The sequence below is a fragment of the Halorientalis litorea genome, from assembly GCF_023028225.1.
GTDB classification, from domain to species: Archaea; Halobacteriota; Halobacteria; order Halobacteriales; family Haloarculaceae; genus Halorientalis; species Halorientalis litorea.
Genome location: NZ_CP095485.1, coordinates 67728 through 92457, shown reverse-complemented (window position 1 = coordinate 92457; position 24730 = coordinate 67728). Strand labels below are relative to the sequence as shown.

General features: G+C 55.8%; 22 protein-coding genes and 5 pseudogenes. 6 read left to right on the top strand and 21 right to left on the bottom strand.

The window, feature by feature from the left end; genetic code table 11:
- Positions 1-21 precede the first annotated feature (21 nt).
- Positions 22-309: a hypothetical protein gene (locus MUG95_RS16570; RefSeq protein ID WP_247010730.1), complete on the top strand. Its 288-nt coding sequence runs from the start codon at positions 22-24 to the stop codon at positions 307-309.
- A gap of 247 nt (positions 310-556) precedes the next feature.
- Entirely contained in the window at positions 557-1540 is a 984-nt protein-coding gene (locus MUG95_RS16565) for a DUF3592 domain-containing protein (protein ID WP_247010729.1), read from the top strand.
- Positions 1541-2056: 516 nt separating this feature from the next.
- Here MUG95_RS16565 and MUG95_RS16560 read toward each other — a convergent pair.
- The 9 genes and pseudogenes from MUG95_RS16560 to MUG95_RS16525 form a co-directional block, all read right to left on the bottom strand.
- On the bottom strand, positions 2057-2884 hold the full coding sequence (locus MUG95_RS16560) for a hypothetical protein (RefSeq protein WP_247010728.1): 828 nt from the start codon (positions 2882-2884) through the stop codon (positions 2057-2059).
- 379 nt (positions 2885-3263) lie between these two features.
- Positions 3264-3515: pseudogene (locus MUG95_RS16555) on the bottom strand (hypothetical protein); the annotation flags it as partial.
- Between the two features lie 171 nt (positions 3516-3686).
- Positions 3687-4229, bottom strand: a complete 543-nt coding sequence (locus MUG95_RS16550) for a hypothetical protein (RefSeq protein WP_247010727.1) — start codon at positions 4227-4229, stop codon at positions 3687-3689.
- Complete coding sequence (locus MUG95_RS16545; protein WP_372608216.1) at positions 4226-4891, bottom strand: hypothetical protein; 666 nt, start codon at positions 4889-4891, stop codon at positions 4226-4228. Before MUG95_RS16545 ends, MUG95_RS16550 begins: the two co-directional genes overlap by 4 nt.
- On the bottom strand, positions 4888-5019 hold the full coding sequence (locus tag MUG95_RS16935; protein WP_256463878.1) for a hypothetical protein: 132 nt from the start codon (positions 5017-5019) through the stop codon (positions 4888-4890). The genes MUG95_RS16545 and MUG95_RS16935 overlap by 4 nt, the downstream gene beginning before the upstream one ends.
- Complete coding sequence (locus MUG95_RS16540) at positions 5019-5636, bottom strand: DUF6166 domain-containing protein (protein ID WP_247010726.1); 618 nt, start codon at positions 5634-5636, stop codon at positions 5019-5021. The genes MUG95_RS16935 and MUG95_RS16540 overlap by 1 nt, the downstream gene beginning before the upstream one ends.
- Complete coding sequence (locus MUG95_RS16535; protein WP_247010725.1) at positions 5633-6118, bottom strand: HNH endonuclease signature motif containing protein; 486 nt, start codon at positions 6116-6118, stop codon at positions 5633-5635. The genes MUG95_RS16540 and MUG95_RS16535 overlap by 4 nt, the downstream gene beginning before the upstream one ends.
- Positions 6119-6243: 125 nt before the next feature.
- Positions 6244-6507 carry a type II toxin-antitoxin system RelE family toxin gene (locus MUG95_RS16530; protein ID WP_247010724.1) on the bottom strand — a complete coding sequence of 88 codons (264 nt, stop codon included), beginning with the start codon at positions 6505-6507 and terminating at the stop codon, positions 6244-6246.
- Positions 6500-6778 carry a ribbon-helix-helix domain-containing protein gene (locus tag MUG95_RS16525; RefSeq protein ID WP_121570670.1) on the bottom strand — a complete coding sequence of 93 codons (279 nt, stop codon included), beginning with the start codon at positions 6776-6778 and terminating at the stop codon, positions 6500-6502. The genes MUG95_RS16530 and MUG95_RS16525 overlap by 8 nt, the downstream gene beginning before the upstream one ends.
- Before the next feature lie 346 nt (positions 6779-7124).
- Between MUG95_RS16525 and MUG95_RS16520 the strand changes: the two genes are divergently transcribed.
- Entirely contained in the window at positions 7125-8489 is a 1365-nt protein-coding gene (locus MUG95_RS16520) for a restriction endonuclease (RefSeq protein ID WP_247010723.1), read from the top strand.
- Between the two features lie 13 nt (positions 8490-8502).
- On the opposite strand, the gene MUG95_RS16515 is transcribed toward MUG95_RS16520, so the two are convergent.
- The 7 genes and pseudogenes from MUG95_RS16515 to MUG95_RS16485 all read right to left on the bottom strand — a co-directional run bounded on the left by MUG95_RS16515 (position 8503) and on the right by MUG95_RS16485 (position 15693).
- Complete coding sequence (locus MUG95_RS16515; protein WP_247010806.1) at positions 8503-9048, bottom strand: hypothetical protein; 546 nt, start codon at positions 9046-9048, stop codon at positions 8503-8505.
- Positions 9049-9482: 434 nt separating this feature from the next.
- Positions 9483-10322 (bottom strand): annotated as a pseudogene (locus MUG95_RS16510) (IS5 family transposase).
- A 279-nt stretch (positions 10323-10601) separates the two neighbouring features.
- The gene (locus tag MUG95_RS16505) at positions 10602-11045 is read right to left on the bottom strand and encodes a MaoC family dehydratase (RefSeq protein ID WP_247010722.1); all 444 of its coding nucleotides are present in this window, start codon (positions 11043-11045) and stop codon (positions 10602-10604) included.
- 13 nt (positions 11046-11058) lie between these two features.
- Positions 11059-12264, bottom strand: a complete 1206-nt coding sequence (locus MUG95_RS16500) for an acyl-CoA dehydrogenase family protein (protein WP_247010721.1) — start codon at positions 12262-12264, stop codon at positions 11059-11061.
- 30 nt (positions 12265-12294) lie between these two features.
- Positions 12295-13944 carry a long-chain-fatty-acid--CoA ligase gene (locus tag MUG95_RS16495; RefSeq protein WP_247010720.1) on the bottom strand — a complete coding sequence of 550 codons (1650 nt, stop codon included), beginning with the start codon at positions 13942-13944 and terminating at the stop codon, positions 12295-12297.
- 145 nt (positions 13945-14089) lie between these two features.
- Positions 14090-15262: a thiolase C-terminal domain-containing protein gene (locus MUG95_RS16490; RefSeq protein WP_247010719.1), complete on the bottom strand. Its 1173-nt coding sequence runs from the start codon at positions 15260-15262 to the stop codon at positions 14090-14092.
- Complete coding sequence (locus MUG95_RS16485) at positions 15259-15693, bottom strand: Zn-ribbon domain-containing OB-fold protein (RefSeq protein ID WP_247010718.1); 435 nt, start codon at positions 15691-15693, stop codon at positions 15259-15261. The genes MUG95_RS16490 and MUG95_RS16485 overlap by 4 nt, the downstream gene beginning before the upstream one ends.
- Positions 15694-16239: 546 nt before the next feature.
- Here MUG95_RS16485 and MUG95_RS16480 point away from each other — a divergent pair.
- Positions 16240-18213 carry a 3-hydroxyacyl-CoA dehydrogenase/enoyl-CoA hydratase family protein gene (locus MUG95_RS16480; RefSeq protein ID WP_256463877.1) on the top strand — a complete coding sequence of 658 codons (1974 nt, stop codon included), beginning with the start codon at positions 16240-16242 and terminating at the stop codon, positions 18211-18213.
- Positions 18214-18754: 541 nt separating this feature from the next.
- On the opposite strand, the pseudogene MUG95_RS16475 reads toward MUG95_RS16480, so the two are convergent.
- Positions 18755-19457, bottom strand: a pseudogene (locus MUG95_RS16475) (transposase); the annotation flags it as partial.
- 64 nt (positions 19458-19521) lie between these two features.
- Between MUG95_RS16475 and MUG95_RS16470 the strand changes: the two are divergent.
- Entirely contained in the window at positions 19522-20820 is a 1299-nt protein-coding gene (locus MUG95_RS16470; RefSeq protein WP_247010716.1) for an IS4 family transposase, read from the top strand.
- Between the two features lie 199 nt (positions 20821-21019).
- Here MUG95_RS16470 and MUG95_RS16465 read toward each other — a convergent pair whose 3' ends face one another.
- Positions 21020-21655, bottom strand: a complete 636-nt coding sequence (locus MUG95_RS16465; RefSeq protein ID WP_247010715.1) for an IS6 family transposase — start codon at positions 21653-21655, stop codon at positions 21020-21022.
- 163 nt (positions 21656-21818) lie between these two features.
- Between MUG95_RS16465 and MUG95_RS16460 the strand changes: the two genes are divergently transcribed.
- Positions 21819-22568, top strand: a complete 750-nt coding sequence (locus MUG95_RS16460) for an IclR family transcriptional regulator (RefSeq protein WP_247010803.1) — start codon at positions 21819-21821, stop codon at positions 22566-22568.
- 371 nt (positions 22569-22939) lie between these two features.
- On the opposite strand, the pseudogene MUG95_RS16455 reads toward MUG95_RS16460, so the two are convergent.
- From MUG95_RS16455 to MUG95_RS16445, 3 genes and pseudogenes are all read right to left on the bottom strand, one after another.
- Positions 22940-23941 (bottom strand): annotated as a pseudogene (locus MUG95_RS16455) (IS630 family transposase).
- A pseudogene (locus MUG95_RS16450) lies at positions 23928-24509 on the bottom strand (RNA-guided endonuclease TnpB family protein); the annotation flags it as partial. The pseudogenes MUG95_RS16455 and MUG95_RS16450, both read right to left, overlap by 14 nt.
- On the bottom strand, positions 24506-24661 hold the full coding sequence (locus MUG95_RS16445) for a DUF2080 family transposase-associated protein (protein WP_247010802.1): 156 nt from the start codon (positions 24659-24661) through the stop codon (positions 24506-24508). The gene MUG95_RS16445 and the pseudogene MUG95_RS16450, both read right to left, overlap by 4 nt.
- Between the last annotated feature and the right edge of the window lie 69 nt (positions 24662-24730).

Sequence of the window (24730 nt, the reverse complement as noted above, 5' to 3'; positions counted from 1 at the left end):
AACGGTAGGTGAGGGCAAGTGATGGATTGGATCGGAAGCGCCGAGTTCCACGTCTTGATGGTGGTTTTCGGCGTGTTGATGATAGGACTCGGGGTGCGTAGCTACCTTCACAGTCGTCTTTCGGCGTCGGAACTCGGGTTTGTACTCGTCGCATCCGTCGCTTGGATCGCCTACGCAATAGCCGACGCCGCAGCGTTTCTATCCCTTCCAACCGCGATCACCAGTCTGCTAACGGGGGGTCTGTCACTCCTGTTCATCGCGCTGTTTCTCTACTGGGGATACACACAACGAGGAGGCGAGGACGCGTGATCCGCTCATCTAGAGGAGTGCGTACAGGTACTCAAACGGGGGAGAGCCGGGTGAGTGAGCGGCGCATCGTGTGGAGACAGCTCGCCTCAGCAACGGGTCACCGACCGATGCCAGCGGGGCATTCCGGAACCGATGTCAGACGCGGGGGCAGTCCCCGTGGTTGTATCGCTCGTTCAGTGTCTCGGCTACTCAGGAGCATCCGCTGTGCGAGAAAACTGCGGACCTACTGCTGGAAGGTGTTCGCATAATGGAGTTCACGGTTCGAGGTACCCCGGTCCGGCTCACGAAAGGGACCGTTATCGTGGTGCTCGTCTGTCTCGCTGGGATCACGTACGGCGGGTACGACTACGTCCAGCAGTCAGAGGCAGTCGAGGATGCAGTGCCAGTCCAGGCAACGATCCAAGAGGCATCCGTGTCCCACTCGGAGAGCCGAGGGGCTTCTGATTACTACGTTCAGGTCGAATTCACCTACCAGTTTCAGGGAGAGGAATACACTGGTGACCAACTGTTCCCCGGCAGTTTCAGCCGATCGTACGATACCCGATCCGACGCGCAGGCAGCGATCGAGTCATACGACGTCGGTGAGACGGTCACGGGGTACGTCGATCCCGCAACCCCGAGTGAGGGCTTCTTGGAGCGACAGGCGATAACGAGCCCGTTCGAATTCGTCGCGCTCGGGGGCGTCGTCTTGCTCCTCACGACGCTTAACGCGATCGGTGCACGAAAACCGGGGGCCGAGACAGGCCTCCGGACTGGACAGAAACACGCCTCGGGGCGATATGAAACACTGTTCGGTGTCGAGCGGGACCGGGTCCACGGGCTCAGTACCCGACTACTCAAGATAGCGATTCTCGTGATACCAGCTTCGATGGTCGGTGTTGCGGGGGTCCTTCTCGTCACGGGAGCGGGGAGCGGTTCGCCGGTGAACGTACAGGTCGGACTGACGGACCCGGTCGGTCTACTGCTCGGAATCTTCTTGCTCGCGGTGACCACGCTGTTTGTCTCGATGGTGCTCTACAGCGTCTGGTCGTTCAGCGAATACCGGCGACTCCGTGAACGAATCCCGGAGCCCCGGCCGCCGAGTCCGTTCAAACATCCGACGCGACTCGTCACGATCTGTATCGGGAACTACGAACTCGATGCCTACGGAAAGCGAATTCAGAAGACTGGCTTCGCGTTCTTGGTCGTGTTCTTTGTCGTCGGTGCGCTTGCCCAGATGGTGCTCTTCTGAACGCAGACCCGCCACCTCGCAGGGACGCCGCTTCGTTGGGTCGGTGTCTCAGTTCATCCCCAGTTCCGGAGCCACTCCAGAACGGGTAGTGCAGCCAGCGTGCGAGAGCCGTGGGCGAGGACGAGAGTCAGGAGGACCGCGATCAGGATGAGGACGATCGTGGGCGGCAGGCGTAGGTGGTTTTGAGGCGTGTCGAGTGCGCTTAGCGGCGGTCAGTCGATGCGTATCGGGATCGTATTGACCCGGAACGATTGACTGTCTCGCAGCTGAGGAGTACACAAGGGGGAGGGCCTTGCGTCACAGCGGGGCCGCATGACACGTGGAGAGGCTCGGTTCTGTTGAAGATTTTGAGAGGTGAACTTCACAAGAGCTGGTGACAATACCCATGGATCTGATAGGTCGAACGTGCCGAAGTACGTTCGTTCCGTCGTCTAATCCACCCCAGCGAGTGAAAAAGAGGCGTCTCGTTGCATTCAGCCCTCTGTGCTTTCCACGAGAAGTGACGACCGCCGCCGATCAAACAGTGCCGACGAACTGTACCATCTCCACCAAACGCCCGAGATTGGCCACGAGAGCGCCTAGGCCAAGACTACCGAAACCGATGCCGAGAGCCAGCAAGAAGAGTCCCCGCGCACCCGTTCGCAGCCCAGTACGTGCTGGCGCATCGTTCGTCACTATCAGGCGCCCCTCCTCCGGCGTCATGACTGCATCTGCACCCACGAGTCCATCCTCCGGCTCTGTGCTTGCTTTCCCGACGACGCTCGCTCTTTCTCCGACACCGAGCGTCCCCTCCACCAGTTCGATGTATCTCTCGAGCAGGCCGGACTCCGTACGCACCGACGGATCTAGATCGAGTCTCGCTTCGTCCACCCGTTTCAAGAGTTCCTCACGGGTGACTGTCTCCGTTTCGTGGTCCAGTGACAGACTCTCCTCTGCGGGGTCGACGTATATCTCCGCCGTTCCATCGGAGATGACGAACGGCGTGTATTCGATGCCGGCATCGATAGTGGAGTCCCCGGTCCCCTGCACGTGGTGGTAGATTTTGTACTCGTATGCTACGCACGCTTCTCCCCGGATCGGTGATACGAGGGTGTCGTCTGACCGGGGCGGGCGAACGGTCCCCTGGACCCGAACGACCCCCTCGGTCGCGATAGACTCACGAAGCGACACCGAGTCGGTGGTCCATAATCGCCACCAGTCTCTCATGTCCGCAACCCCGCGAACCATCGCGGTCACCCCTATCACGGTCGCGATGACCCCAGCGGCTACGCCAGGCAGCACTCCGTAGACATCCAGTATGGGGACCCCGAACGGGACACGTACGAGAGCTCTGTCTACGGACACATCGGGTGCTTCCGTACTCCCGCTATTAATCCTAATGCACGTGTATCTGCACTGACGGAGCGCGAACTCTCCCGAGGCTTGGTGCCCGATCAGCAGGAATCGCTCGGCTGTTTCAGCGGCAGAAGTATCGAACGAATGGCTCCCACTGGGGAACGTAAACCGGGTTAAAAAATCGCCTGCGGAATTCGAAAGACGGCGGTTAGGTAGGACCCCTGATCGGAAACTGATGCTGTTCCAGCCCAAAGGTATTCGTATGTCATCGGAGTCTGAGAGGGGCTCACCGCTCCCCGATCCGGATGAGATTGCCAGACGGGCCGAACGGCAGCGTAGTCTGTACGAGGAGGCCGCCGAGAATCCGGGCCGGGTGGTGCCAGCGATGTTCATCTCGGGCCTGCTCCCGAGCTCGACTCGGCTCGACGAGCGCGTTGAACCGCTCCGTCTCGACCCACTCGTCGGTGTACGGGTTTTGGTACGCCACAGTCGTCTCGACGGCCTGCGGAAGATCACGGACCGCCTCGGCGAAGGTCACGGGGTCTGCATTCCCGTGACGCTCTCGGTACCACTCGGGTAGTTCGGTGTCGGTACGTCCATCGACGCCAGCGAAGATGGTTCTGGACTCTGGATCTTTCATCTCAGTCACCTCACTTCAGAAATCCTCGTCGACGTGCGACTGCATCGTCTCGCGCCCTGCGCCCCTCTCCCGGGCGCAAAAACAACACCACGTTAACCAACACCCGTCTCTGAACGGCGAGGAGTGTTGGTTAATCCAGGTCCAGTCCGCGGCTCGGATCAGATGTCGGAACTACTCAGATTCGTCTCTCCGTACCCGGACCTGCTCAGGATTTGGAACCCAGGGGTGTGCTTCCCAGCAATGCCGAGCGTGGCTTTGTGGTGAGTCGAACTCTCTACTACAGGATCCACACTCGTAGGTGGCATCGGGCCAAGGTTCGCTGACGAACATCGCTGTCACCGTCGTCGCCACCGGCTCGGGAGCCTCGTTCCGTGAAACGTACCTGTAGCCGAGAACCGTCCGTTGGCCCATCGCTGTTCGGGCGATCTCAGTGGGCTTGTTCTCAGGGAGATACACCCAGCGAACGAAGTTGTCGACCGATTTCTTAGCTGAGGGCTGGAGGATGAACCATCGCTCGTGGTCATCTCGGAACAGGTAGCGTTCGGTCCCCGTGTTTTGGAGGTATATTGGGTCACCCCTGCCGGGGACGAGCTGCAGTCCGAGCGACGGCGATACCGGTTTCAACAGCTGGTCGACGACCGAGGAATCGTCATCTGTCTGGCTGTCCGAATCTGGCTCCGCTACGAATTCATCGAGACTGGCATTCGTGGTCATTGGGACCACCTCCCGAGTGAGGCCTGTTCCCGATCGGACTCAGCTGGGACCTCGCAGAGAAACCGCCACTTCGGCTGCTCTCGGATCTGCTTATCGGGGCGATTTCCCGCTTGGCCGGGGTCCGTTTTACCGGCACAGTGCCAGCCCTTGTCTCTGAGCGCTTTGATCATCGAGCCGTCGAAGTCGGCTCGCACGAACGTCAGCAGGAGCCGAACGCCTCGTCGCTGGCCGTGCCGACGCACGAACCGTTCCATCGACCGGGCGAGGGCCGCAGAGGCGAGATTGGGGAAATCGACGCCGATGCAAATTCGTGCCGCCTCAACGATTTCGTCGCCCTCGAATCGCGTCCCGTCGTACTCCAGCGAGCGAATCAGCGGATAGCGCCACGTAATCGCACCTAGTAGCTGGTCCTGGTAACAGAGTCCGTGATGGACAAGATTCGTCCGGGGGACATCGTCCATATAGGAGTGATGTGTTTCGTAGATCGCGCCGGCGACATGGCGCGGGATCGATTCGATATGGACGCGCTCTGCGAACCGCAAACCGAGCGGCGCCGTGACCGGCTGGCCTTCCCGATGGATGGGACACGAACACCCCTCGGGGGTGGGCGTATACTGGAAGCCGGTACTCCGTATTTGGTCTAGAGAGTGTGTTTGGGTCACGAGTCGGTGTCGTCGGTGCGCTCCTGTCGGTCGTTGTATCGCTCCAGTTCGCGCCCGATTTTCTCGAGCGCCTCGACACCACGTTCGAGGAGGCGGTGGGTGGCTCGCGCCAGTCGAAGCGTCTCCATCAGTGCCTCCCCTCCGGGGGTTCGATGAGGTCGTTGCTCTCTTCTGCGAGTTCCCGGATTACTCGTTCTACGTCAGCATCCTCGGCAACCGTCCGATGTACGAGCGGGGCAGGATATGCACGGTCGCCCTGGCTGCAGAGAACGACCAGCCACTCGTCGCTTCCATCCCCGAGTACGATGTAGTGGTCGCGATCAGCGCGCTGGAAGACCTGCCGGTCCGGGCGAGAGACGGTTCGCCAGTTCTCGGGGAGCGTCGGTGACGGCCGTCCACCGTCGGGGAGCGCGACGACGTCGTCGGTAAGGGTCGACATCGCGGCGTCGATCTTCTCGCCGGTGAGGTGCCAGCACGCCGCTGCACCGTCGCACTCCAGCTGTGAGACCACCTGATTCCGGAACGCGATGTAGTGCTCACGGGCGACCTGCTCATCGTCGTAGTAGTCGAGCAGAAGTGCGCACGCGAGCTGGGCGGGGCCGCTACCCCGATACCCGATCTCAAAGCCACTCGGACTGTGATTGACGATATCGAGACTGCGGTCGAGGGTGAGTTCCTCATCTTCAGGAAGGCGAGTGACAACGAGCTCTCCCCGTCGACGCCGGCCGACGTACGCCGTCGTCATTTGAATCGCCCCCGTTCGTCCCGCTCGCGATCAGAGACGTCCCACTCGTGGTCGGTAGGCTTGATCTCGGACCCGAAGCCGTGTCGTTCGGCGTGTTCGGAGCGACTGAGTAGCTCGAGGTTCTCCGGTCTGTTGTCCCACCGGACGCCATTTTTATGATGCACGTGCTTGCCTGCGACGGCGTCGAACCCGTGCTCTGCCACCATTACGAGTCGGTGAATTCCGACGGAATCTGTTGTCCCTCGATAGTTCGACGCGCAGATGACGTAGCCACGGTCGGTGAACACGGCGGGATGCCGTCGCCGGTTCGGGGCCGCCTCGCGTGCGTCCCGACGAGAGATGTCGAACTTCTGCATCCACTTCGAGATCGTCTGTTGTGTACATCCCAGTTCCTCCGCAATCTTGACCGTGCTCAACTCCTGTTCCCAGTAGAGTTCGTAGAGGAGCGATTCGTCTCGCCAGGGGTACTCTGAATCGGTCATAGTTCGGTGAGGGGAGTGAATCCCCCGCACCCCTCTCGGGGGCAATAAACACTACCGACCGGAGTCGTACTTGAATCTCAGACTAGATTCGTCACCGACCAGAGCCGCTCCGTAGGTGAAATGGGTTACGGTGGGAGGTGGCGATCGTAGATATTCCGCCGATGCCCAACCGCCTCGACGATGAGGACCTCCTCGTCTCGGTCCCATGTGATGATCGCTCGGTAGTCGCCGGCGCGGAGCTTGTAGTATGGATAGCCGGTGAGCTTTTCGAGTCGGTGGGAGGTCCAGTCTTTCGCCTCGTCGAGTTTCTTCACCAACCGCTCTTGGGCTTCAGTGTCGAGACCCTCCAGTAAATCGAGTGCTTTCGGTGTCCACTCGACCTCAGTCATCGATTCCCAAGCGGTCCTTCACGTCGTCCTGCGACACCGTCTCGCCCTGCTCTCGCTGCTTGCGACTCTCAGCCAGGTGTTCAAGCGCTTCCTCGGACAGCTGCGTTGGCGGGTTGACAGCGTCTCGAAGCGCGTCGCGGATGAACTCGGATTTGTTCGCGTAGCCACGCTCCTCCCAGACGTCGTCGACCTGTGCCAGCAGCGACTGTGGCACTCGGACGTTGATCTTCTCCATTTCACCGTCACCGCCGGCGTCGCTGTCAGTGCTCATACGCTGTGATACGCTTGTATCACGTAAGTACCTTCGGTTGAGTACTCGGACTGTGGTTGACGAGGTCCAGACTGCGCTCGAGGGAGAGTCGCCGATGTTCCGAGAGGTTCAGGACGACGGCTTGGCCGTCGACGCGGAAGCCGACGTATTCGACTGCGTCTCGGTGAGCCTGACCTGGCGATGCTACTGGAACCGATTCCGAACTGGCCATAGGTACATTCCCGTTCATCGTTGCTCGCGGGCGGTTCGGTGACCCCCGCACCCCTCTCAGGGGTTCAACAAACAGGACGGCGTAGCGTTCGGCAACGTATTTGGCAGTTGCAACGTACTGTCCACATAATTGAGGATGGCTGTACTGGACGATCTCTCGGGGTTCGAGTTTGAGGACGTGATGGCGGACGTGTTCCGCAACCTCGGCTACGAGAACGTCCGCCAGGCCGAGAAGACAGCTGACGAGGGTCGCGACGTCCTCATGGAGGAGGTCGTCGACGGCAGGCGGCGCGCGATCATCGTCGAGTGCAAGCACACGGGGACGGTCGGGCGGCCGGTCGTCCAGAAGCTTCACTCGGCGATCGCGACGTTCGACTTCGACGGCCCCAAACGCGGAATGGTCGTCACGACCGGCCGGTTTACGAACCCTGCTCAGGAGTACGCCGACCGCCTCCAGCAGAACGACGACCCACACCCAATCGAGCTGCTCGACGGCGAGGACCTCCGGGAGATTGCCGACGAGATCGGCCTCGACCTCTACAACGGGCGCATCGAGATTCTCTGCGACGAGACGCTCCGCCCGTACGATCCGGCCGCCGACGTCGACGCGGCCGTCGCGGAGGCGTTCCGCGACATCGAGAACATCGAAGCCGCCGACCTTCCAGAACCGCACTCATCGGTGACGTTCCGCCCAGTGGTCGCGGTCACCGCGGACACGAACGCCGTCTTCGAGACGTCGGTGGGCGTCATCCACCGGATCAACGACCGGACGCGATTCGTTGCCCACGCCGAACGCGGGCAGCCGCAGGTCGTCGACGAGGACGTCGGGACGCTGGTCACCGAGAATCTCCACGCGACGGTCGACCTCGACGCCGAGCAGTTCGGAGAGGTGTTCGACGACGTCGAGGAGCGCCGGTTCGGACAGACCCAGACGGAGTACAAGGAGTGGGCCGTCGAGCGCCTCCAGCAGCACCACATGACGACGGTGACCTACACCGGCGACAACAACGTCACGTACCACAAGACTTGCGAGCCGAATCGTTCGGACATCTCCGTGCAGTCGATCGAGCCCGTATACCTCCCCGAGGTTCGGCACACCACCGACATCCAAGCGTACACCTACCCCTACGAGTACTACGCGGCAGGCCCGTCCAGAGTAACAGCCGAGGACGGCATCCATCGGTGCGTCCACTGTGACACGAGCGGCATCGATGAGACGTACACCTATTGTTCGAACTGCGGGGCCATCGCCTGCTCCAGTCACATCAAAATGGAGCGGCTGGAAGGTGAGCCGATCTGTACGGGCTGTGCGGTGACGGAACGGTTCGCGCTGAAGACGAAGTACTTCTACGACGAGGGGAATCTCGAGGCGTTCCGCGAGGAGTACGCCGACATGCCGCTCCACGAGAAGGCGATGGAGAACAAGTGGCTGGCCGGGGGAAGCGTTGTCGCGACGCTGCTGCTCGTGGTCGGACTACTCATCATCGGCGGCATCATCTGAGCGGGCTACGCGTTCACGCCGGCTCAGCGACCAGCTCTTCGAGCGCGTGCTCAAGCGGGCCGTGGAACTGCCAGCTGGCCCGCTCGAAGGCTTCCTCGGTCGGACCATCCCACCGGGGGAAGGCGGAGTGACCACTCACCTTGACGGTCCACTCGGAGGGGCCCTCGAACGGGTTCCGGGTCGGGAGTTCGACGACGTAGAGGTACTCTTCGTCGCCGTGAATGCCGTCGGCTGGGCTCTCGACGCCGTGTCCGAGCAGGAACATCGGCTGGTCGAGGTGCTCCATATTGTCCGGCTCGAGGAGATCCGAGGGTTGGTCAGCGTGGATCGTTCGGTCTGGGTCACCATCCAGATACAGGTCGATCGTCGAGAGCTTGTCGAGGAACACGAATGTCGCCGCTGTGTACCCCGGTCCGCGCTCGGCGCGAGTCGCATCGAGAAGTTCCTTTAGCTGGGAGAGATCCCGCAGAACGCTACCTGGGTAACCGTCTGAATGCCGGTACACCTGTGCGACGCGCTCGGCGTCGCCATCCGTTTCACGGGGGCCGCTCCGACGTATTCGAGTTCTACGATGTCTCCATTGCGTCGCTAAGCATACCTCAGAGATTTCTGTACCATCGAACTCCTCGTTCGCCACTTGGACAAGCGGCAATCAGCAATCGGTGGTGGAGGTGGTCTCGGATAGCCGATTCGGATCGGGGGCACACCAGCGACCGAGAGATGGCTCTCCAACATGAGAGCGGACGAGGGGCAGGGGTGGAATGTCAGACTCCAACACTACAGGGCGTGAACATGGGTGCGATGTCTGTCCCTGCCCACGTGGAGCTCTGTGTACACGCCAATAAACGCCCGACAACTCGTCAATAATTGGCGTTTCAGAGTTACTCCTCAAGCCGTCGGCCGCTGGTCCGAACCTGGTGAGGCGATGTACAGCGCGCAGTACGTCGAGACTCGATGAATATACTCAATTAGGCCCTGATTAGACGCCTGAATTCATGTGTTTGAGCGGTCGAGCGCGAGTTCCACGTTTCTGACTGCGCACTTGAGAACGAGTTCTCGGAACTGGCCGAACCACGTTCTCGCTCGAACGATCTCGCCGTATTTGCGCCGAAGCGCGAAAAACGTCGCCTCGATGTTCGAGCGTTGGTGGTCGATCGTATCATCAAGCAAGACATTGTTGGCGACGCCGTGCCAGCCGAACTCGCGGTACTTGACTACCGGTTTGACGCCCTATGACCGGAGTTTGTGGCGAAGCAGCTCCCAGTCGTAGCCTTTGTCGGCGGTGAGAATGCTCAGTTTCTCTAGGTTTCGCGTGAGCAGTTGCCACGCGATCTGTGAGTCGTGCGGTTGTTTCATCGAGCAATGTATATCTAGAATCGTACCAGTTTTACAGTCGATCAACGCGGTAGTTTTCACCGCCTTGAACGTGTAATTCGTGCGTTTCGCATAGTGCTGGCTCGCCGCGATGCGATCCATGCCGGTTGCGTCGATCGCCTGAATCTCGCCGGTGTCGTGCAGCTCCGCCGACAGCCGGAGGAAGTCACGCCAGAGCGGCATTTTGAGCTGTTGTATCCGGACACACACTGTGGTAAAATCAGGTGGCTGAGCCATCTCTAACTCCATGATTCGAGCGACTCGCGGCATTTCGTGTAGGACCTCGAGAAGCCGTCGGTACGGTAAATTGAGATACGTCTTGAGGCCGTGAATCGACACGATCACCCAGTCGGCGTAGCCGCCAGTACCCTTCTGAACGGGCGGGTTAGGAGTCCCGACGACGGCTTTTTGGGCCAGCGTTACGACGTGCATAGTGAAGCGGGCTAGCTTCGTTGGCACAACCGAATCTAACCCGCTTCACTTCCTAGTAAATTAGACATGTAGCGGAACCTTTTAGGAACACGATACTAATGGAGGTGCCGCTGAGCTACGCGTCTTTGAGCGTCTAAACAAGGCCCGATGATTGTGGACTCTATGGAAGAGATCAACCACCTCTTCGTTCACTCAACCGCCGACACTAACGTGTAAAGCTGAGTATAGAACCGCTAAACCGTATTTTGATGAGTGTCTAATCAAGCCCGTCCTTCAGAAGAGAACGGTGGACCAACCATGCTATTCCTATTGCCGTTCTACTAGAACATTATTGGTTACCCGAAGAACAACGGAGTCGTGTTGATTAACGACCTTACGCATAATCGTCACGAGTCCTCGGGAAGGATTGGATTTTGATGGGCGCTTCTCAAGGATTTCAAGCGTCGTGGAAAGTGTATCTCCGGGACGAACAGGATTCGGGAACTCTGCTTCGTCAAAACCGACGCTCCCTAGCAGGTGGCTTTCTCGAAAGAAACTATCGACGACTTGTTTCTGGGAGAGTGCAAAAGTTTGCAGTCCACTTGCGATTACGCCATTAAATGGCGTTTCCGCTGCGGTCTCTTCGTCAATATGGAACGGAAGCGGATCGTATTTCTGCCCGAACTCAAGGATTTCTTGCTTGGTAACTTCGACATCATCGGTTTTATGAGTTTCGCCGACGACGAAATCTTCGTAATATCTATTATACATATCAATTTTTCGTCTAGAGGAGACCGTTTTGCTTAGCGATCGTGTTGAGTTGGATCTCGTCAGTTCCTTCTACGATCCGAAGCACTCTAGCGAGATGGAGATGATCAACAAATGGATTGTCCTCTGATAGGCCGTTTGCACCGTGAATCTGGACCGCGTTATCCGCAATTTCCCAGAAAGCGTTAGTCGCGAACCAATGGAAGATTGAGACATCCTCAACGATGTCGTTACCCTGATCCAGATTCCATGCGGTTCGTAGCCCCCCAGCGTCTGCCATATACGTTTTCGCACGTCCTCGTGCATACATGCTTGACACCTGCTGGAACGACCCGATGGACTCTCCGAACGCTTCACGTTCTCGTGCATACTCCCGGCTCTTTTCAAGCAGATACTGGGAGTAGCCAACAGCTTCTGCTCCGAGTTCGAGTCGACCCATCGTCAATAGTTCCATTGCATCTCGAAATGCGCCATGCTTGGGGCCAAGAACGCGTGATTCAGGTACGGCAACGTCGTCCAGAAGGATTTCGGCTTGCCAACCCTCTAAGCCAATAGCGTTGTTGACCGAGCCGACTTCGAACTCGTCTCGTTCGACGATGAAACACGTGATACCATCGTATCGCCGATCGACCTCCGCCAGCGGCTTTGTCCGTGCCAGCACGAGGGCGAAATCGCAGAATGCCGCGTTCGTAATCCACTGCTTTCGACCGTTGATTATCCATTCGTCACCGTTCTTTTCAGCTTCGGTTGACATCGAGGGTGAGTCAGAGCCGACATCGGGTTCAGTTTGACCGAATGCAGTCGATTTCTTACCACGCACGACTGGCTTGAAGTACCGTTCGACCTGTTCACCCTCAGCAAGACCCAATAACGCATTTGGCCCCTCCGGCCCCTTGAGGACATACTCAGAGAGCCCTCGTCCCTTCGAAGCGACGTGGCGCTTCGCTGCGTACCACGTTATTTTTGAGACCCCTTGGCCACCCACCTCTTCGGGCATATGCATAGCATAAAACCCAGCCTCACCACTCTTTTGACGAATACTCTGGATTGCTTCGAGTATCTCATCAGTGGGTTGACCGTTTGCTCGTCGACCTAGGGTGGGATTGTTAAGTTTCGATTCAAGGTCACTTGTTAAGGGTGCTACTTCCCGCTCAATAAACTCATCAAGGCTGTTCAATACGAGCTGCGTCTCTTCGTCAACTTCGAAATTAATGCCTGTCATATCCCTGTTTGAATCTAGTCTAAGATGCTTTCAATCGAAGTACCGACCTTCGTACTGATTACGGATTACTTTCTTGTTGTTTTTCCCCACACTTGTTTTTGGAATCTCGTTAGTGAACTCAATTTCATCGGGGAGTTGCCAGTCCGCGAACCGCTGGGAAAGAATTTCATCGAGTTCTTCACGATCGAATTCGTCTTCGACCTCAACAAGTGCGAATGGGCGCTCTTCCCATTCCGGGTGTTCAAGGCCAACAACGCACGCGTCTCTGACATCCGGATGTTCGATGAGGAGGTTTTCCATGTCGACAGACGAAATCCATTCCCCACCGCTTTTAATAACATCCTTGATACGGTCAGTGATCTTTAGATATCCTTCCTTATCGATAACCCCAGCGTCTCCGCTTTTCCAGAACCCATCGTCAGTGAACGAATGTTCGGTTCGGTCGTCGTCATGGTAACTGCTTACCACCCATGGGCCACGGATGAGAATTTCTCCGGCGGATTCACCGTCGTGTGATAGTTCCTCCCCTGTGGTAGGATCGACTATTTTCATCTCGATACCCGGGACAGTCAGTCCCTGCTTGCGCCGCATATCGAGCTTTTCTTCCTCAGAGAGGTCTTCTTCAAGCGACGGCTTGATGTAGTTCATCGTTACCAGCGGGGTCGTCTCAGTTGCGCCATATGCATGGACGATCTCTGCCCCCGTGAGTTCTTTGTATCCCCGTATCATGTCCAGCGGCGGCTCTGTGGCCCCAGACATCATCTGTAGATCGTTCCAGTTCGGGATATCGTCGAGATCCCGAATGTAATCAAGCATCGGCATAAAAATAGCTGGTGCCCCGTTTGTTACGGTCGCATCCTCGTCACGGATGAGATCAACCAGCGGTTCGGGATTTTCCGCCCGATATCGGCCTGGGAACGCAAGCTTTGCGCCAGCGTACGTCGCAGCGTAGGCCAGTCCCCATCCTTGTCCATGGAACATCGGAGTGATTTGAGCGACTGAGTCCTCATGTGAGATACCGATGGAATTCGCCAACTGCATCGTGTGTAGGTAGATGTTCCGGTGGGAATAGTACACCCCTTTGGGACGCCCCGTCGTTCCAGTCGTGTAGCAGGCACTGTATGCCGATGTTTCGTCGATGTATGGCCAATCGTACTCCGGCTCCGCCTCAGTTAATATGTCTTCATAGGAGTACGTCGGCTCGAGATCGGTTTCGACCTCGTCGAGCTCGTTATCAGTCATGACGACGAATCCCTCTATGGAACTGACCTCGTGGGCGACACCTTCAGCGACTTCCAGAAGGGATTCGTCGACCACTAAGAACCGCGGTTCCGAGTGATTTAACACATACTGTAGTTGATCTGAATGCAGTCGGAGATTGAGCTGAAGGAAAACGGCACCGGTTCCGGGAATGCCGAAATAGCATTCATAGTGACGGTGGTCATTCCACGCAAGCACACCTACGCGATCTCCGGCCTCAACACCCAACTCTTCGAGGGCATTGGCCAAGCGCTGCATTCGTTCGTACGCCTCTCCGTAGGTGTACCGGAACTGGTCTTCACCTGTTCCTGAGACGATTTCCCGATCAGGAACGTTTCGTGCTGCCGCCTCGATGAATCTTGTCGTGTTGAGCGGATACTCGTCTCCACTAGTCGATGGGAATCCATCTATGACCTCCATGGATTCTTGTTATGTGCTTTCATATATATAGGTTCGGGGTGACAACCTATTCTGTTGTTGCCGATTGGGAAACAATTTTTAGAGGTGTCTAACGACAGATCTTTAGATAGGAATGTGAAACCGAATATCTAGTAAAAACAAAAAATCAGCGGTTACTGAGGATCGTTACTGTCGATACGCCGCCTTCACCTACAAGTGCGCCACCCGAGTTCTGGGCTAATCCAATAGACGGATTTTCAACCTGCCGGGCTCCCGCCTCGCCACGGAGTTGCCAGACGAGTTCACAAATCTGGGCCACCCCCGTTGCTCCCACCGGATGACCGCGTGACTTGAGTCCACCACTTGGATTAACCGGAGTACGACCATCGAGCATAACGTCACCACTCCGGACGAGTGAAGCACCTTCCCCTCGATCCGCTAACCCTAGTCCTTCGTAATGCATTAGCTCGCCGATGGTAGCCGCATCATGAACTTCGACAACATCCAGATCATCCGGGCCGATACCAGCCTCACTGTAGGCCTTTTGGGCCACGCGTTCGTCAAGTTCTTCACGCCAGAATTCGACCTCCTCAAGGTAATTGCCGCTCAACATTTCGGCAGCATCGACGTAGATTGGTTCTTCAACCAACTCTTCGGCGATTTCGCCGCGTGCGATGACTGCTGCTGCTGCTCCATCTGACATTGGACAGGCATCAAGCAGCCGGATAGGATCGGAGATTGGGCGGGATTCAAGGATGTCGTCGCGGTCAACGTTGAGCTGAAGATGTGCCCGTGGATTTTTAAGCCCATTGTCATGGTTTTTGACCGCGATGTCGGCCAATTCCTCGCGTACATTACCGAACTGATTCATGTAGGCATTAGCGCGCATCCCGTAGAGGCCCATGAACGTCATCCCCATTGCACCCTCAACTTCTGCGTCCGCCGCACCAGCCATATCTTTGAGAGTAACCTCCGTCGGGACACCAGTCATTTTCTCAACACCCATAGCGAGCACGATATCGGATTCGCCTGATTGAACTCTCTTATAGGCCTCTTGGAATGCACAGGTTGAGCTGGCACACGCGTTCTCAACTCGGATGACCGGGATACCTGTTACCCCTACTTCTCGGAGTATTGCTTGGCCAATAACGCTGGTTTGATCCTGGGCAGTAGTAGCGACATTACCGATATACGCTTCCTCGATATCATCTGGTTCAACGCTCGAAGACAAGAGCGCTTCACGAACGGCTCTGCTCCCAAACTCAGTTACGCGCTGTCCCTCCAGTTCGCCGAAGTCGGACTGGCCGACGTTGATGACAGCTACTTCGTTTTCAGTCATTGTTCTTCCTCCATGGGGCGGAACATATGGCCAAACAACGGTTCACCGGTCTCCGGATCTGTCTTGATTTTTTCAAGTACCAGTTCCACTTGGTCGCCAACTTCGAGTGATCTTTCTTTCCACTCGGTGAAGCGAGAGTAAACCTGTACGTTTTCCAGGTTCACAAAGCCGAATGCGTACGGTGGTTCGATTCCATCTTGACCAGTATGTGCAACGGTGTAGGTCTCGAGGTGTCCTGTTCGTGCAAGTTCGACATCAGAGACGTTGTCCGAAAGACAATTGCGGCAAAACGGCCGAGATGGAAAGACAACGTACTCGCACTCGGAACATTCGGTCCCTATCAGCACTGGATTATCATCGGCGGCAATACGAATCGACCCGTCAACGACGAGTCCCGACGACTCATTATAGTCGGGGTGCACCTGTCGCATACGCTCCCAAATTGATGCTGTGTATATAAGTGTTTGGCCGGTAGTCCGGTGGTGTAGTATCCATTGGTGGAACGCGCAGTCGCCCTGTTTCTGCTCGTTTTGGGACGCTATGCTGCTCTTTTCGAGAGACCGTGCTGAAGAGACGGGCCAGTCGGTGTCACCGACTGGCCCGTCACATCCTCGCAGGTGAAGTTCCCGAATTGTTGGGTGAAAATTACCTGAGGACGCCCATTGCGGAACAATTCCTTCATAGCTTCGTATCCCATCGTAAATCGAATGGTTAGCGGCAATGACACCAGCGCGTCGAGTCCCTTCTCTGCCTCTGTTTTATGCTCTCTAGGAACCACCGGAGATCTCACTTTCCACTACCTCACCAGACAGCACCAGGTAGTACTTCGAACGAGATTAAATCACCAGAACGCGATTTTCCTATGGTATTGTGAGTGGCCTCGGAAGAGCAATAGAACCACCAATGACCGATGAAGCATCAAAGACTGGGGAAAATTATAACAAGGACGATGGAGACGTCTTAAGCACGGTGAAAAAATGAGTGCGCCACTAACCGAAAGTGTAGAGACTGTGACAGTCGTCGGAGGCGGAACAATGGGTCATGGTATCGCTCAAACCTTTGCGATGTCTGGATACGACGTTACGATTATCGACATCAACGAGGACGTCTTGAAAACCGCTCTCGAAAAAATCGAAGGAAGTCTCGAGAAACTCACTAAGGATCCGGATGCCGTATTAGCACGGATCAAGACGACGACGTCAGAGGAAGATGCCTACGGTGATGCCGATCTTGTCGTCGAAGCAGTACCTGAGAACATCGACTTGAAACAGGATGTTTTTAGTACGATCGATGACCACGCACCGGAAAGAACGATTCTAGCGACCAATACTAGTACTCTCCCGATCACCGAAATTGCGTCCGCGACGGATCGGCCGAGCAAGGTTGTCGGCCTGCATTTTTCCAATCCAGTTCAGCTTATGGACATCGTCGAGGTTATCCGGGGTGAGGAAACGGCCGACGATATATTTGAGGCGGCTGAAACGATCAGCGAGGCGATTGGCAAGACCCCAGTTCTCGTTGAGAAGGATATCCCCGGATTCCTTATCAATCGGATCAATCTCCGATTCTGGCTTGAGGCAGTTCGTCAGGTTGACCAAGAGGGGCGAGACAGGAAAACAATAGACGCCGCGATCCGGCGGATCGGCCTTCCAATGGGACCGTTCGAGGTTCTCGACTTCAGTGGTATAGATGTCGCTACCATGGCTGCCCACTCGATGCAAGAACGAGGAGTCGACCTGCACATCCCCGATCTGCTCGAAAAAAAAGAGGAGGCCGAGAATTACGGTATGAAGACCGGTGAGGGCTTCTACACATATCCTGAACCAGGGGAGTATTCACGTGTTGAGATTCCACAGGAGCGTCGCCATGACTTCGATCCGAAACATCTAGTCGCGCCTGCTGTAAACGAAGCGGCTTGGATGCTGGCGAACAACGTGACCACGAAGTCAGAGATCGACAAGGCGATGCAAATCGGAATGAACTGGCCGCGAGGCCTCCTCGAGATGGCTGACGAGTACGGGATTGACCGACTTGTCGAGACGTTGGAAGAGTTGCATTCCCGGTCGGGTTGGGATGAGTATGAACCCAACCCATCTCTTCATGAATCGGTGGCGAACGGGGAACTCGGGCAGAAGACAGGAATCGGCTTCTACGAGTGGGAATACGAGCAGGCGGAGTTCGAGACGGTTAGATATGAGCGACGTGAATACACTGCATGGATTACGCTCAACAGACCAGATCGACTCAACGCGCTTGACAAGTCGAGCTGGAACGGTCTGAAGGCCGCTCTCGAGAAGGCAGCGAATGACGACAAAGTTCGAGCGACAGTCCTCCAGGGAGCAGGACGAGCATTCTGTGCTGGCGACGACATCGCGGAGATCCAAAGCCTTGAGTCGACAGAGGATGCCAGAGAAATGTTCGAAGAGGTCGTAGGCCCGACGGTACAAACGATTCGCGATCATCCGAAACCGGTAATTGCAGCTGTTGAGGGAGCTGCTAACGGCGGGGGGTGTGAGCTCGTTCTACTTTGCGATCTTGCAGTCGCCTCTACGAACAGTAGCTTCGCGCTTCCAGAAGGACAGATCGGGGCGCTCCCACCAATTGGACTCACATACGGTCGGATGAGTCTCGGAAAGAAAGAGATCATGGAAATATCGCTGACAGGCGATCAATTCACCGCTACTGAAGCGGAATCGATGGGAATCGTCAATTACGCAGTTGATGAAACGCAGGTAGAAGATATCGTTCGTGAACTCGCTCATTCGACGACTGCATCGGGACCGAAGTCTGTTAGGGAAATGAAAGACCTATGGACAGAGATGGAAGACGATCTGCTAGAAACGTGGTTCGACGAGGCGATGGACCGGCTCGTCAAACGGACGCAGTCGGAAGAAGCTGAGAAGGGACTCTCGGCGTTTCTCGAAAAACGCGAAGCGGACTGGAAGCGATAGAAAGGTCCCGACGGAACTGTACGAATATTGATTGGCGGATACTAACGAATTCGGTTTCGGCAAATCGTTGGATAGCGTCTGCTTCTACCGTTAGAACTAGGGAGATGAAGCGGGAAACCGCCGCTGATTATGTCAAAGATCCCTGCTTCACAAAGAATGTTTGGAAAGTTCCGCGAACTCACCTTGATGTGTACGGTTCACACATCAGGCAGGCGGTGGCATAGTGAAATTAAGCTACGTCCGGCGATTCACTACAGCCATTTTAACTTATACCACTAGGCTGGGTTGGATACCACGTCAGGTCGTATCCCCTTCGTTTTACTAAATGATTGATCACGCATCGCCTAGTGGCAGCGAATAGGCTCACTACAACAACGGCCGGATCCAAAATTGTTGATATCGTCAACACTGGCTATAGTCGGATGATGGCCCTATAGACTAACAATAGTAGCTTTGTTATTCTATGGCCCTAGATGGGGGATTCCTAAAGCCTCCAATTGTCGATATTATCAACGTCTACGAACGTGTCATAGAATTCATCTCATAGCTTCACACAGCCCGGTTCGTTTCCTTGTTCGGAGGTGGTGATTGCAACAACGAGTCGGAGACACAGCGCAAGGAACACCTCTGTTCGTGCGTGGACGCGGCCTCGAGCACGCACATGCCCGAGGCCAGAGTCTTTGGCTATGTCGTTGGTTCGTTCGACCCCTGTCCGGTTGTCGTACGTCTCGTCCAAGATGGATTGTTTCAGCTGAACATCCTCGCTGTGTTCCTCGGTTCGGTCTTCGACCCTGTGTTCGATGTCTTTCAAGTCGTCAATGTTTCGCGGATTGTAGGGAGCAATCGGCACGACCCTGCGTTCAGCAGGTGGTCGTGCCAATCGAGGATGTCGTAGCTGCTGCCTCAAGCATCCTGACTGGCGTATTGATGGCGAGCGCGCCACGTGTGATGTGCATCGCCGTCTCTTAGTCTGCTTGTTTAGCCTGTTTGAACTCCGCTGCTATCGGAATCCTTGCACCGGTTGAGACGATTGTACACCCGAAGCTGTAGTAGTACTCTTTGGCGGTTGGATCGTAGTTTCATGAGACAGCGTCGTTGTACTGGATCATCTCGATGTGCGGCGAATTGGTGGAGTACGTCGAGTCGGGCAGACCCCGAATGCCGGCCTGCTCGACGAGCCTGTCGAAGAAGTCGTCGATAGCGTATTTGGGATTAGTGAGAAAGCCATCCGTGTTCGGTTTAGCTGAGAAACCAAGAGACTGCGCTCTACTGACGAAGTTATCGGCGTAGACCGCGTGGGGAGAGGTTGTGCTGAAGGAACTCTCCCCGGACCTCATACGACGGCGGCTCACTTCCCTGTTTCCAGCCGAACGTATCGAAGACATCGCGCGCGAGCGCGATGTCGTCCAACGCCACCGGACAATCGACATCACGATGCTCGTTTGGACGCTCATCATGGGCTTCGCCGTCGATGGCGAAGCCCGTACCATCGCCGGATTTCAACGGGCGTACTCCGCAGCAACCAACCAGACCGTTGCCCGCTCCAGCTTCTACGACCGGTTCACGCCGGCACTCGCAGCACTGTTGAGCGACCTCCTCGAGCACGCTCTCGAGGAGGTCGCGGTTCCTCACACGATCGCGCCACAGTTCGAGCTGTTTCGAGAAGTGCTGATCGCCGATGCAACCGTCTTCAGGTTGCATCGGCTCCTCAACGAGTTTCCGGCGACTCACGCGGATCAATCCGGCGCGAAACTCCACCTCGTGCAGAACGCGACCAAGCAGACGATCGAGCAGTTCCAGCTCACCGATGAACGCACCCACGAGAGCAGCCAACTCCGCACCGGGAGTTGGCTGCGAGGGCGGCTGTTACTGTTCGATCTGGGCTTCTACAGTTTCCGCCGGTTCGCGTTGATCGAAGAGAACGGCGGCTTCTTCCTGACTCGGCTGAAGTCGAACGCAAACCCATTGATCGTCGGAGAGCGGCGGAAATGGCGCGGGCGCGCCATTTCCTTGCCAGAGCGTCGTCTTCGGGACGTTCTAGGAGATCTCAGTCGGGAGATTATCGACGTAACCGTGGAGATCGAGTTCAAACGGCGGGCATACGCTGGGAAGCAGTCAACCGATTCGGTGGAGTTTCGCGTCGTCGGTGTCCGCAACGAGGACACCGACGACTACCACCTGTACGTGACGAATCTACCCGATGAGTTCACTCCAAGGCAGGTCGCAGCGCTGTACGGGTTGCGGTGGGAAGTGGAGTTGCTGTTCCGGGAACTGAAGTCGCTGTATGGGCTGGAGAAGTTCCAGACGAGTGATCCAGCAATCGTTCACCTGCTGGTGGTGGCGGCTCTGCTGACGCTGACGGTCAGCAGAGCCTTACTCGGCGTGTTTCAAGAGCTATTCCCGGAGACGGTGTTTCCCCGCGAACGCTGGGCGAAGACCTTCCGGTCTGTCGCCCAGATCATTCTCGAAGATTTGGCCCAGTCGTTCGGACATCCACCGCCGAATCTGCCGGAGTTGATGTTCCGTGACGCTCGCCAGCCAGAGAAATCACGCCTCTTACTCGGCGAACGAGTGGCTGAAGCCTTCATGAGGCGATCCAGTGCTTAACCGAACACCGATGCGGGTACATCATAAGACCGGTGGGACGGAGCATTGGTCGACAGCTGTCATATCACCAGACACTGCTACTTGCTCCGAGAATATCCTGTGCTGACCCCGACTAGGTAAGGATATATCACTTGCGGAGGGTTTCAACGGAGCCGTATATGTGTATGTGACTAGTATAAGTCCGTCTGCTGGGTAGTGTTCAGATAAGCTGATTCCATGCGAAGCTGAACGATCTGAGCCAGTCGTCGGCAGTTTCTGCTTTGGCGCTGCTGAAACAGTTTGAGAAGCAGAGAGTTCGACGTTTTATCTCTCTAAAGACACGTTCGACAGCATTCCGATTTCCATGTTTCTCGTATCTGAAATCGAAGCCGTGACGCTGGCACGCGTCTTGTAACGAGTGCGAGCCATCGACGAGAAACACGGCGTCGGAGACGTCGTGTTTCTCGGAGAGGTCCGTCAGAAATGAATGCGCGAGAACCTTCGTTGTCGTCGGTTCAAGCTTTGTATGTAGCAATTCGTTTGTTTCTGGCTCGACGGCAGCATACAGCCAATATTGCTCATCATTCAGTCGGATCACAGTCTCGTCAACCGCAATGTGATCCGGGCACCGACCGGAGTCGGGCTGTAGATCGGCCTTGTGAACCCAATTATGAATGGTGGACCGAGCGCGTTCGACACCGAATACTTCAAGAATAGATACAGTATTCGAAAGCGATAGACCAGCAAGATGGAGCTGAATACTGAGCTTCATCAGCAGTCGCGGTGTCGCTTCTCGTTCAACAAACTCTAAGTCGATCTCGTCTAAACACCCGTTGAGGCGGTCGTTTTCGGGCATAGATCACTCAGAAAACGAACGCCTCATCCTTCATCCTTATCTGAACACCGCCGTCTGCTGTTACTAGATATTTATACCCCATCTAACGTTTGAACTCAAGTATCTCAACACTATCTTGTCGACATTACCAACAATTAAATACTCACCATTGATAGACTCACACATGACTCCCTCAAACTCGATAAAGTCGGTCCGAACCGCATTCGATATAATCCAATTACTCTCGGCGTCCGGCAATCTAACAGCTACGAAGATTGCTGATGAGTTAGAGATGAACCGAAGTACTGTCCACGATTACTTACGGACCCTCACAGAGGAAGGTTATGTCATCAACACGAATGGGGAATATTGTCTGAGTCACCAATTTTTGAATCTGGGAGGAAATCTGCGAAAAAGAAATGAGTTGTTTCGAACGGCTAGGCCGGTACTTAGAGATCTCGCTACCTCAAAAGGTGCACCAGTAGTATTGACCATCGAAGAACGTGGATACGGTGTTGTCCTTTATACGGTAAGCGGAGAGAATATGCAGAATGCACTAACCCACGAGGGAACACATTTTCTTCTTCATTCAGCTGCACCTGGAAAAGCGATTCTCGCCCATTCCCCGGAAGAAAAAGTAGAGAATATTATTGAATCGCGGGGGCTTGTAGCGGTGACTGACCAGACTATTACTGATGAAGATGAGTTACAAAGCGAACTGACAGACATAAGAAACCAAGAATATGCAGTTGATCACGAGGAGATTGGTATCGGATTACAAGGAATAGGAACAGCAATCACGGACTCAGAGAGTGGAGAAGTTACGGGCGCAATATCGATGTATGTCCCTGCTAAGAATTCACACCAGAAGGATATTATTGACTCTTTGTTAGAGGCCGCAAATGTTATTGAAGTCGAACTCCATTATCAGTAGTTCACATCGTCCCTGATGGCTGACACGATCTCCCAAGGAAGAGAGGCGAGATCCTCCCAGAGACTTGGACGATGGACGCGGAGACGGTGGTCTCACAGTAGTGAGAGCACAGCCCTCACATGCGAGAGTCGAAGGGGTCGCTCTCCAGAGAGCCACAGCTGGGTGCGGAGTGACCGAGCCCCCGTCCAGTAGGCTATACATCACAGGAACCCCGACACCATTGGTCGATACTTCCCACTTCCGACGAAGCATCTCGTCGAGAGCGTGGTTGATCCACCTCCGGAATACCTCAAAGCAGACGGGTAATGCTCGCCCGCTCCAGCGGGCAATCAGCCACAGATTCCGCAACAGGAAATTCACTATAGTAGCGATTAGAAATAGTTGCTTACTTTTGGAATGGAGAGTTGGTCAAGAGCTGTATCAATCGCAGTCGTCAGCTCGTCGAGTGAGTCAAAGAAGCGGTTGCTAAGCGACGCTTGAAGCTGTCTCCAGCACTCCTCGACAAGATTCAGCTCCGGCGAATACGACGGTAACGTCACGAAGGCGAGATCGTCACGGGCCGCCAGGTCCGTGACGGGCTGACGCCTGGAAGTATGGCGCACAATCCAGCACCACGAGCAAGTCATCTTCGAATTCTTGGCATAACGCTAAAATGAAATGTTTCGCGTGTTCGGCCGTGACGTACTCGGTGAACCGAGAGAAAAAGCGATCACCGTCCTCGGTGATCGCGCCCAGCAGACACGTCCAATCACGTTGGCCTGAAAGCTCGACCGAGGGCCGCGTGCCCTGCGGAAACCACGCGGCCCGCGGCTCAACTTGCACAGATTTCTTGGTTTGGTCGATACAGACTACGGTGGCGTCCATTTCCCGCCGCTTTTTTTGAGCTTCTCGTGAAACGCTTCTTGCTCGTTGTCGTCGGCTTCGGCGGCTGAACGGCGTGGTTTCTGGTAGCTCAATCCCGCTTCTTTCAGCAACCGCCGACAACTCGGGATTGAATACTCGACACCGTACGTTTCTTCGAGATACTCTTGGGCAAGCGCCGGCGTCCACGCCGGCGCGTCGATCCCGACCTCTTCAGGTGGTTCGTGAACGGTTTCTTCGAATTTTTCTTGCTGTGATTCTGAGAGTTTTCTCTTTCTCCCAGTTCGCTTATCGTCAGAAACGGCTCGCTCAAGCGACTCGTCAGTGTCGAGTCGCGTGAGCCAGCTGTAGATCGTCCGCCGCTGAACATCGTACCACTCGGATAGCTCGGTCTGAGTTACACCGTTCTTGTACGCGATTGCGGCTAAGAGCCGTTGTGTCGGCTTTTTTCCGTCCACATTGTCAAGAGCGTCTTGCAGTTCCTCGACAGAGATCTCGTCGAGATGTTCCACTATCTCTTACAACAGTCTCCGAGCAAAAAGTTCTAACGGTTACTATAGTTACGTTGACGTGCAGCTCGGCGTTGCCGTTTCGGAACAGGGCTTCCGCCGTCCCAATCGTCCATGCATCGCTTTCAAGTGCGGTCTTGAGAATGTCGAGATGAGCGTCGTCACCATCGAGGACGCCCTTGACGTGCTTGTAGGGCTTCGCGCTGATCCGGAACGCCACGTCGCCGTCGTCGGTAAGGAACAAGTTGTACCCCTCCTCGTAGTTCGCCCGGAGCGGGTACGTTCCATCTTTGGTGTGGCTGGGTTTGTTGTAGTCGTCATACTCGTAGTAGTTCTCCATCGCACCGAGTGCTTTGGCGACGACGCGCTGTATCGTGTTTTTCACGAGGCTGGCGTCCTCGGCCACGCGATCGGGGATGGCGCCCCAATCCACACCTTTCTTAGCGAGTCGGATAGATTGGTTGTATACCGACCTCGCTTCGAGGGTGGCGTCGTACAGCAGGATCTCATTGTCGCTCTGGATGTCGAGCTGGAAGTCCAGCGTCTTGATGAGAGCCTGTGAATCAGTCATTCTTCGTCTTGTTTGGTTGGTTCTGAGGTACGGACGACTTTCACGTCAGCCCCACGCCAGCGTTTGGGGACGGTGACGTGGGCGCTGTTCCCGAACTCCTTGACTTGGCCGTCGAGAACTTCCTCGCCGTCGATTTGAAATCGATTCGCCATATCGATGTATATCTTTTGGATATACTTAATTGGCTCGGTGGCTGACCCTCCATATATGTGAGAAGCAGA